This is a genomic window from Mesorhizobium sp. M5C.F.Ca.IN.020.29.1.1 (genome assembly GCF_003997375.1).
Lineage (GTDB): Bacteria > Pseudomonadota > Alphaproteobacteria > Rhizobiales > Rhizobiaceae > Mesorhizobium > Mesorhizobium wenxiniae.
This window is the reverse complement of sequence record NZ_RZSW01000019.1, coordinates 19,103-27,777: the sequence shown is the minus strand read 5'-3', so window position 1 is coordinate 27,777 and position 8,675 is coordinate 19,103. Positions and strand designations below refer to the sequence as shown.

At 64.3% G+C, this 8,675-nt stretch carries 7 protein-coding genes; all 7 read left to right on the top strand.

The features are described from left to right. Nucleotides 1-213 (top strand): cupin domain-containing protein (locus EOA85_RS03245; protein WP_127208350.1); only part of this gene is annotated, 213 nt, incomplete at its 5' end. Between the two features lie 54 nt (nt 214-267). Beyond that, the gene (sucD, locus tag EOA85_RS03240) at nt 268-1,173 is read left to right on the top strand and encodes a succinate--CoA ligase subunit alpha (protein ID WP_127208349.1); all 906 of its coding nucleotides are present in this window, start codon (nt 268-270) and stop codon (nt 1,171-1,173) included. A 122-nt stretch (nt 1,174-1,295) separates the two neighbouring features. Next, nucleotides 1,296-4,283, top strand: coding sequence for a 2-oxoglutarate dehydrogenase E1 component (locus tag EOA85_RS03235; RefSeq protein ID WP_127208348.1), 2,988 nt, complete (start codon nt 1,296-1,298; stop codon nt 4,281-4,283). 50 nt (nt 4,284-4,333) lie between these two features. Beyond that, on the top strand, nt 4,334-5,635 hold the full coding sequence (odhB, locus tag EOA85_RS03230) for a 2-oxoglutarate dehydrogenase complex dihydrolipoyllysine-residue succinyltransferase (RefSeq protein WP_029349373.1): 1,302 nt from the start codon (nt 4,334-4,336) through the stop codon (nt 5,633-5,635). Nucleotides 5,636-5,676: 41 nt separating this feature from the next. Continuing rightward, on the top strand, nt 5,677-6,189 hold the full coding sequence (locus EOA85_RS03225) for a hypothetical protein (protein ID WP_245485585.1): 513 nt from the start codon (nt 5,677-5,679) through the stop codon (nt 6,187-6,189). Continuing rightward, a complete protein-coding gene (locus tag EOA85_RS03220) occupies nt 6,186-6,941 on the top strand; it encodes an SDR family oxidoreductase (protein WP_127208347.1) in 756 nt (251 codons plus the stop codon). Before EOA85_RS03225 ends, EOA85_RS03220 begins: the two co-directional genes overlap by 4 nt. Nucleotides 6,942-6,965: 24 nt before the next feature. Beyond that, entirely contained in the window at nt 6,966-8,372 is a 1,407-nt protein-coding gene (gene lpdA, locus EOA85_RS03215) for a dihydrolipoyl dehydrogenase (protein ID WP_127208346.1), read from the top strand. Nucleotides 8,373-8,675 lie beyond the last annotated feature (303 nt).

Genomic DNA, 8,675 nt, shown 5'->3' with positions numbered 1-8,675 from the left:
TTTCTGGTGCTGCGCGGCCGCATCGCTATCGATTTCCGCGACGGCACGGTGGAGCTTGGCAGCGGCGAGTTCATCGTCGTGCCGCGGGCGGTCGAGCATCGGCCGCGCTCGCTGAGCGAGGAGCCGGTGGTGCTGATGTTCGAGCCGGCGACGACGCTCAACACCGGCAATGCCAAGAGCGACCTCACCGTCGCCGATCTCAAGCGGCTCTGACCTGACGATGACCGCGCAGCCTTCCTCCATCAACGGTTTGTAAAAAGGACCACCATGTCCATTCTCGTCGACAAGAACACCAAGGTCCTCGTGCAGGGCCTGACCGGCAAGACCGGCACGTTCCATACGGAGCAGGCGCTGGCCTATCACGGGACAAAAATGGTCGGCGGCATCCACCCCAAGAAGGGTGGCGAGACGTGGACCGGCGCCAAGGGCGAGAGCCTGCCGATCTTTTCCACGGTTGCCGAAGGCAAGGCAACGACCGGCGCCAATGCCTCCGTTGTCTATGTGCCGCCGGCGGGCGCCGCAGAGGCGATCCTGGAAGCGATCGAAGCCGAGATCCCGCTGATCGTCTGCATCACCGAGGGCATCCCGGTGATCGACATGATCAAGGTCAAGGCAAGGCTCGACCGCTCGACATCGCGGCTCATCGGCCCCAACTGCCCCGGCGTCCTGACCCCCAACGAATGCAAGATCGGCATCATGCCCGGCAACATCTTCCGCAAGGGCTCGGTCGGCGTTGTTTCCCGTTCGGGAACGCTTACCTATGAGGCAGTGTTCCAGACCACCAATGTCGGCCTCGGCCAGACCACCGCCGTCGGCATCGGTGGCGATCCCGTCAAAGGCACGGAGTTCATCGACGTGCTGGAGATGTTCCTCGCCGACGACGAGACCCAGTCGATCATCATGATCGGCGAGATCGGCGGCTCGGCCGAGGAAGACGCCGCGCAGTTCCTCAAGGACGAAGCCAGGCGTGGCCGCAAGAAGCCGATGGCCGGTTTCATCGCCGGGCGCACGGCGCCGGCCGGCCGCACCATGGGTCATGCCGGCGCGGTGATTTCCGGCGGCAAGGGCGGCGCCGAGGACAAGATCGCGGCGATGGAATCGGCTGGGATAAGGGTTTCGCCGTCGCCGGCCCGGCTCGGCACGACGCTGGTCGAGGCGATAAAAGGAAAGTAAGGCAGTAGGGGAGTAGGGCAGTACGGCAATAGGGGAACCGGGCGTATCTTGCCCTACTGCCGTACTGCCCTACTCCCCTACTCCCCTAAAAAAGGAGACGGAGCAGGCGCTCCGCTGAGAAAATGGCAAGACAAGATCAGGCCAACGACCAATTCTCGCTTACCTCTTTCCTCTATGGCGGCAATGCCGACTATATCGACGCGCTCTACGCCGCCTATGAGGACGATCCCTCTTCAGTCGATCCCGAATGGCGGGATTTCTTCGCGGCGCTGAAGGACGACGCCGGCGATGTCCGCAAGAATGCCAAGGGCGCCTCTTGGGCCAAGCCCTCATGGCCGCTGCAGGCCAATGGCGAATTGGTGTCGGCGCTCGACGGCAATTGGGGCATCGTCGAGAAGCACATCGAGAAGAAGGTCCAGCACAAGGCGGTGATGAACGGCGTCTCCCTTTCCGACGCCGACGTGCATCAGGCGACGCGCGATTCCGTGCGCGCCATCATGATGATCCGTGCCTACCGCATGCGTGGCCATTTGCACGCCAATCTCGATCCGCTCGGCATCGCCAAGCCGCTCGAGGACTATAACGAGCTGTCGCCGGAAAATTACGGCTTCACCGCCGCCGATTACGATCGCCCGATCTTCCTCGACAATGTGCTCGGCCTCGAATTCGGCACCATCCGGCAGATGCTCGATATCCTGACCCGCACCTATTGCTCGACGCTCGGCGTCGAGTTCATGCATATTTCCGATCCCGAGGAGAAGGCCTGGATCCAGGCGCGCATCGAGGGCACCGACAAGGAGATCTCCTTCACCGCTGCCGGCAAGAGGGCGATCCTGCAGAAGCTGGTCGAGGCCGAAGGCTTCGAGCAGTTCATCGACGTCAAGTACAAGGGCACCAAGCGCTTCGGCCTCGACGGCGCAGAAGCGCTGATCCCGGCGCTGGAGCAGATCGTCAAGCGCGGCGGCCAGCTCGGCATGAAGGAGATCGTGCTCGGCATGGCGCATCGCGGCCGGCTGAACGTGCTCTCCCAGGTGATGGCCAAGCCGCACCGCGCCATCTTCCACGAGTTCAAGGGCGGCTCGGCCGCACCCGACGAGGTCGAGGGCTCGGGTGACGTGAAGTACCATCTCGGTGCTTCGTCGGACCGCGAGTTCGACGGCAACAAGGTGCACCTGTCGCTGACCGCCAATCCCTCGCATCTGGAAATCGTCGATCCGGTGGTGATGGGCAAGGCGCGGGCCAAGCAGGACTCTCTGTTCGGCCGCAGCCGCGAGGAGATCGTGCCGCTGGAAGAGCGCGCCAAGGTGCTGCCGCTGCTCCTGCACGGCGACGCCGCCTTTGCCGGCCAGGGCGTGATTGCCGAAATCCTCGGCCTGTCGGGCCTGCGCGGCCACCGCGTCGCCGGCACGCTGCATTTCATCATCAACAACCAGATCGGCTTCACCACCAATCCGCGCTTCTCGCGCTCGTCGCCCTACCCATCGGATGTGGCCAAGATGATCGAGGCGCCGATCTTCCACGTCAACGGCGACGATCCGGAAGCCGTGGTCCATGCCACCAAGGTGGCGATCGAATTCCGCATGAAGTTCCACAAGCCTGTCGTGGTCGACATGTTCTGCTACCGCCGCTTCGGCCACAATGAGGGCGACGAGCCGGCTTTCACCCAGCCGATCATGTACAGCAACATCCGCAGCCACAAGACGACGGTGCAGATCTATGCCGACCGGCTGATCGCCGAGGGCCACCTTACCCAGGCCGAATTCGACAAGATGAAGGCCGACTGGCGGGCACATCTCGAGCAGGAATTCGAAGTCGGCCAGCATTACAAGCCAAACAAGGCGGACTGGCTGGATGGCGCCTGGTCGGGCCTGCGCACGGCCGACAACCAGGACGAACAGCGGCGCGGCAAGACCGCCGTGCCGGTCAAGACGCTGAAGGAAATCGGCAAGAAGCTGACCGAGGTGCCGAAGGATTTCGAGGCCCACAAGACGATCCTGCGGTTTCTCGAGAATCGCCGCCAGGCGATCGAGTCGGGCGAAGGCATCGACTGGTCGACGGCCGAGGCGCTGGCCTTCGGCGCCATCCTGCTCGACGGCAATCCGGTCCGGCTGTCCGGACAGGATTCGGAGCGCGGCACGTTCTCGCAACGCCACTCCGTGCTCTACGATCAGCGCGACGAGACGCGCTACATTCCGCTCAACAATCTGTCGGCGGCGCAAGCCGGCTTCGAGGTCATCAACTCGATGCTGTCGGAAGAGGCCGTGCTCGGCTTCGAATACGGCTACAGCCTGGCCGAGCCGAAGGCGCTGACGCTCTGGGAAGCCCAGTTCGGCGATTTCGCCAACGGCGCCCAGGTGGTGTTCGACCAGTTCATCTCGTCGGGCGAGCGCAAGTGGCTCAGAATGTCGGGCCTCGTCTGCCTGTTGCCGCATGGCTATGAAGGCCAGGGGCCGGAACATTCGTCGGCCAGGCTCGAGCGCTTCCTGCAGCTTTGCGCCGAAGACAACATGCAGGTGGCCTACTGCACGACGCCGGCCAACTACTTCCACATCCTGCGCCGGCAGTTGAAGCGGGATTTCCGCAAGCCGCTGATCCTGATGACGCCGAAGTCGCTGCTGCGTCACAAGCGGGCGGTGTCGACACTGCCGGAGATGTCGGGCGAAAGCGCGTTCCACCGGCTGTTGTGGGACGATGCCCAGCAGCTCCCCGGCCAAGCGATCAAGCTCACCAAGGATTCGAAGATCCGCCGCGTCGTGCTCTGCACGGGCAAGGTCTATTACGACCTCTACGAGGAGCGCGAGAAGCGCGGCATCAACGACATCTATCTGCTGCGCGTCGAACAGCTCTATCCCTTCCCGGCCAAGGCGCTGATCACCGAACTGTCGCGCTTCCGCAACGCCGAGATGGTGTGGTGCCAGGAGGAGCCCAAGAATATGGGCGCCTGGTCGTTCATCGATCCGTATCTGGAATGGGTGCTGGCGCATATCGACGCCAAGCATCAGCGGGTGCGCTATACCGGCCGGCCGGCCGCCGCGTCGCCGGCCACCGGATTGATGTCGAAGCATCTCGCCCAGCTTGCCGCCTTGCTCGAAGACGCGCTCGGTGAATAGAACAGAGCTCGGCGAATAGAACAGAACCGACAGAAAAACGGACAGGCACAATGGCTACCGAAATCCGCGTCCCCACTCTTGGCGAATCCGTCACCGAGGCGACCATCGGCAAATGGTTCAAGAAGGTGGGCGACGCGATCGCCACCGACGAGCCGCTGGTCGAGCTCGAAACCGACAAGGTAACGGTGGAAGTGCCGGCCGCGGCCGCAGGAACGCTCAGCGAAATCGCCGTCAAGGAAGGCGAGACGGTCGAGGTCGGCGCTTTGCTCGGCATGATTTCGGCGGGCGACGGGGCAAAAGCGGCAGCACCCGCGAAGGCGTCAACTCCTGAAACGAAGCAGGACGCGGTATCGCAGGCCTCGGCGCCGACCGCAGCATCCACAGTCGAGCAAGCCGCGGCCGAGACCGCCAAGATCGCCGGCGATGCCGGGCCGATCGAGGCGCGCGCGATGCCGCCGGCGCCGGCGGCGGCGAAGCTGCTGGCCGAGAGCAATCTCGCGGTCGACCAGGTCTCGGGCTCCGGCAAGCGCGGCCAGGTGCTGAAGGGCGACGTGCTCGACGCGATCGCCAGGGGCGCGCCGTCGCAGCCGGCCGAGACGCCGAAGGCCCCTGCACCGGTTGCTGCCCGTGCGCCGTCCTCGGCCGACGACGCGTCGCGCGAAGAGCGCGTGCGCATGACCAAGCTGCGGCAGACCATCGCGCGCCGCCTCAAGGAAGCGCAGTCGACCGCCGCCATGCTGACCACCTTCAACGAGGTGGACATGAGCGCGGTGATGGCGCTCAGGACCAAATACAAGGATGTTTTCGAGAAGAAGCACGGCGTGAAGCTGGGCTTCATGGGCTTCTTCACCAAGGCCGTCACCCATGCGCTGAAGGAGATCCCCTCCGTCAATGCCGAAATCGACGGCACCGACATCATCTTCAAGAACTACGCCCATATCGGCGTCGCCGTCGGCACCGAAAAGGGCCTCGTCGTGCCGGTCGTGCGCGACGCCGACCAGATGTCGATCGCCGAGATCGAGAAGGATATCGGCAGGCTGGGCGTCGCCGCGCGTGACGGCAAGCTTTCCGTGGCGGATATGCAAGGAGGCACGTTTACGATCTCTAACGGCGGCGTCTACGGCTCGCTGATGTCGACGCCGATCCTCAACGCGCCGCAGTCGGGCATTCTGGGCATGCACAAGATCCAGGAGCGGCCGGTGGTGGTCGGCGGCCAGATCGTGATCCGGCCGATGATGTATCTGGCGCTCTCCTACGATCACCGTATCGTCGACGGCAAGGAAGCGGTGACCTTCCTGGTCCGGGTCAAGGAAAGCCTGGAGGATCCGGAGCGGCTGGTGCTCGACCTCTAAGGTAGGTCGAGGTGAGCGGGAGAATGGATCTGCGCCACCGAATGAGCTCCTCTCGTTTGCGCTCCGGATTGTTTTTCACGTTGTGCACGGCCGGTGTTGCGCAGACGGGATCGGCAGCCTTTGCCGCCTGTCCGCTCGAGCTCGCCGTCTATGGCGATGCCGAAAGCGCGGCCGAGATCGATTTTAGGCCGACCGGGGGATCGGCCGTCGTCACCAACACCTTCAAGATGGTGCTCGACAACGGCGTCGTGCTCGACGGTATCGTCATGTGGACGGAAGGCGTGGCGCGGCCGCATGGGTCGCTGATGTACAAATGCCCGACAGGCGACGTCACCGGCGACGAGCTCGCCGCCTGCACGGTGTGGGAGGGGGTCGTCTACAGTGCTGACGAGAAGGGCAACATCGCTCTGCTGCCGGCCGAAGGCGTGGACGCGCCAAAGACCCTGATCTTTCCCGACCTCGGGCCGTCGCTGCAGATGTCGTCCGCCTATGGCGCCAATGGCTTTTCGAAAGTGCCGTGGGACGTTTTTTCGCTGAAAGGCTGCCAGGAATGAGCGCGACGAAAAAAGTCCTGCTGGTCACCGGCGGCGGCCGCGGCATCGGCGCCGCCATCTGCCGGCTGGCAGCCAAGGCCGGCTACCGCGTGGCGGTCAACTACGCGACGAACCAAAGCGCCGCCGACGCACTGGTCGCTGAAATAGCGGCGGCAGGCGGCGAGGCTTTGGCGGTCAAGGGTGATGTCGGCGTTGAGGCCGATGTCTTGGCCATGTTCGAGGCAGTGGACCGCGCCTACGCCCGGCTCGACGCCCTTGTCAACAATGCCGGCGTGGTCGACGTCAAGGCACGCGTCGACGAGATGAGCGTTGCGCGGCTGGAGCGCATGATGCGCATCAATGTCATCGGCCCGATGCTGTGCGCCCGCGAGGCCGTGAAGCGCATGTCGAGCAGCCATGGCGGCAGGGGCGGCGCGATCGTCAACATTTCGTCCGCCGCCTCAGCGCATGGCTCGCCGGGCGAATATGTCGACTACGCGGCGTCCAAGGGCGCGATCGATACCTTCACCCTTGGCTTGGCCCGCGAGGTGGCAACCGAGGGCGTGCGCGTCAATGCGGTGCGTCCTGGCATCATCGGCACCGAGATCCATGCCTCGGGCGGCCAGCCCGACCGCGTCGAGCGGATGAGGGACATGCTGCCGATGAAACGGGCGGGCACGTCAGATGAAGTCGCGCATGCGGTTCTTTATCTTTTGTCGGACGACGCGTCCTATACGACGGGCGCAATCCTGAATGTGAGCGGCGGCCGCTGAGTGCCAGACCAGAAGGACAGTATCATGGCTTATGACGTCGTTATCATCGGATCGGGACCGGGCGGTTATGTCTGCGCCATCAAGGCGGCACAGCTCGGCCTGAAGACGGCGGTGGTCGAGAAGAACCCGACCTTCGGCGGCACCTGCCTCAATATCGGCTGCATCCCGTCCAAAGCGCTGCTGCATGCTTCCGAAATCTTTGCCGAGGCCGGTCATTCCTTCGACGCGCTCGGCGTCGAGATCGGTGTGCCAAAGCTCAATCTAGGGAAGATGATGGCGCACAAGGATGCGACCGTGTCGTCCAACGTCAACGGCGTTGCCTTCCTGTTCAAGAAGAACAAGATCGACAGCTTTCGCGGCACCGGCAAGGTCCTGTCCGCCGGCAAGGTGTCGGTGACCGGCGAGGACGGCAAGGTCGAGGAGATCGAGACCAAGAACATCGTCATCGCCACCGGCTCCGACGTCGCCGGCATTCCGGGCGTCAAGGTCGACATCGACGAGAAGGTCATCATGTCCTCGACCGGCGCGTTGTCGCTGGCCAAGGTGCCGGGCCATCTGGTGGTGGTCGGCGGCGGCGTCATCGGGCTGGAGCTCGGCTCGGTATGGGCGCGGCTCGGCGCCAAGGTGACCGTCGTCGAGTTCCTCGACACCATTCTGGGCGGCATGGACGGCGAGGTCGCCAAGCAGTTCCAGCGCATGCTGTCCAAGCAAGGCGTCGAGTTCAAGCTCGGCGCCAAGGTGACCGGCGTCGCCAAGGCCAAGAAGGGTGCCACAGTCACTTTCGAGCCGGTCAAGGGCGGTGCGGCCGAGACGATCGAGGCCGATGCGGTGCTGATCGCGACCGGACGCCGGCCCTATTCGGACAGTCTCGGGCTGAAGGAAGCCGGTGTCGAGGTCGACGAGCGTGGCCGGGTCAAGACGGACGGCCATCTCAAGACCAATGTACCCGGCATCTACGCCATCGGCGACGTCATCGCCGGGCCGATGCTCGCGCACAAGGCCGAGGACGAGGGGGTGGCGGTGGCCGAGATCATTGCCGGCCAGGCCGGCCATGTGAACTACGAGGTGATCCCGAACGTCGTCTACACCAGTCCGGAAATCGCCTCAGTGGGAAAAACCGAGGAAGAGCTGAAGAAGGCCGGCATCGACTATAAGGCTGGAAAATTTCCGTTCAGCGCCAATGGGCGGGCGCGCGCCATGCTGCATACCGACGGCTTCGTCAAGATCCTGGCGGACAAGCAGAGCGACCGCGTGCTCGGCGTCCACATCGTCGGTTTCGGCGCCGGCGAGATGATCCACGAGGCGGCGGTGCTGATGGAGTTCGGCGGCTCGTCGGAAGATCTTGCCCGCACCTGCCACGCCCATCCGACGATGTCGGAAGCGGTGAAGGAAGCGGCACTGGCGACCTTCTTCAAGCCGATCCACATGTAGGCCTTCCCAAGCTACTCCGGCAGCCATCTGACGGCTCAAGGCAAAACGGCCCGCTTTTCAGCGGGCCGTTCGTATCTGGAGTCAGCAGCCGATCACTGCGGGGCTGGTGCGGGCGCCGGAGCAGGCGCTGGCTCTGCAGGCGCGGGAGCAGGTGCCGGAGCAGGCGCTGGAGCTGGCTCTGCAGGTGCCGGAGCTGGCGCAGGCTCTGCCGGAGCAGGCGTCGGTTCAGCGGGCGCCGGGGCCGGCGTCGTGGCGGCCGGCGGTTCAGTAGGCGCTGGCGCTTCGTCGCTTCTTCCAAAAACA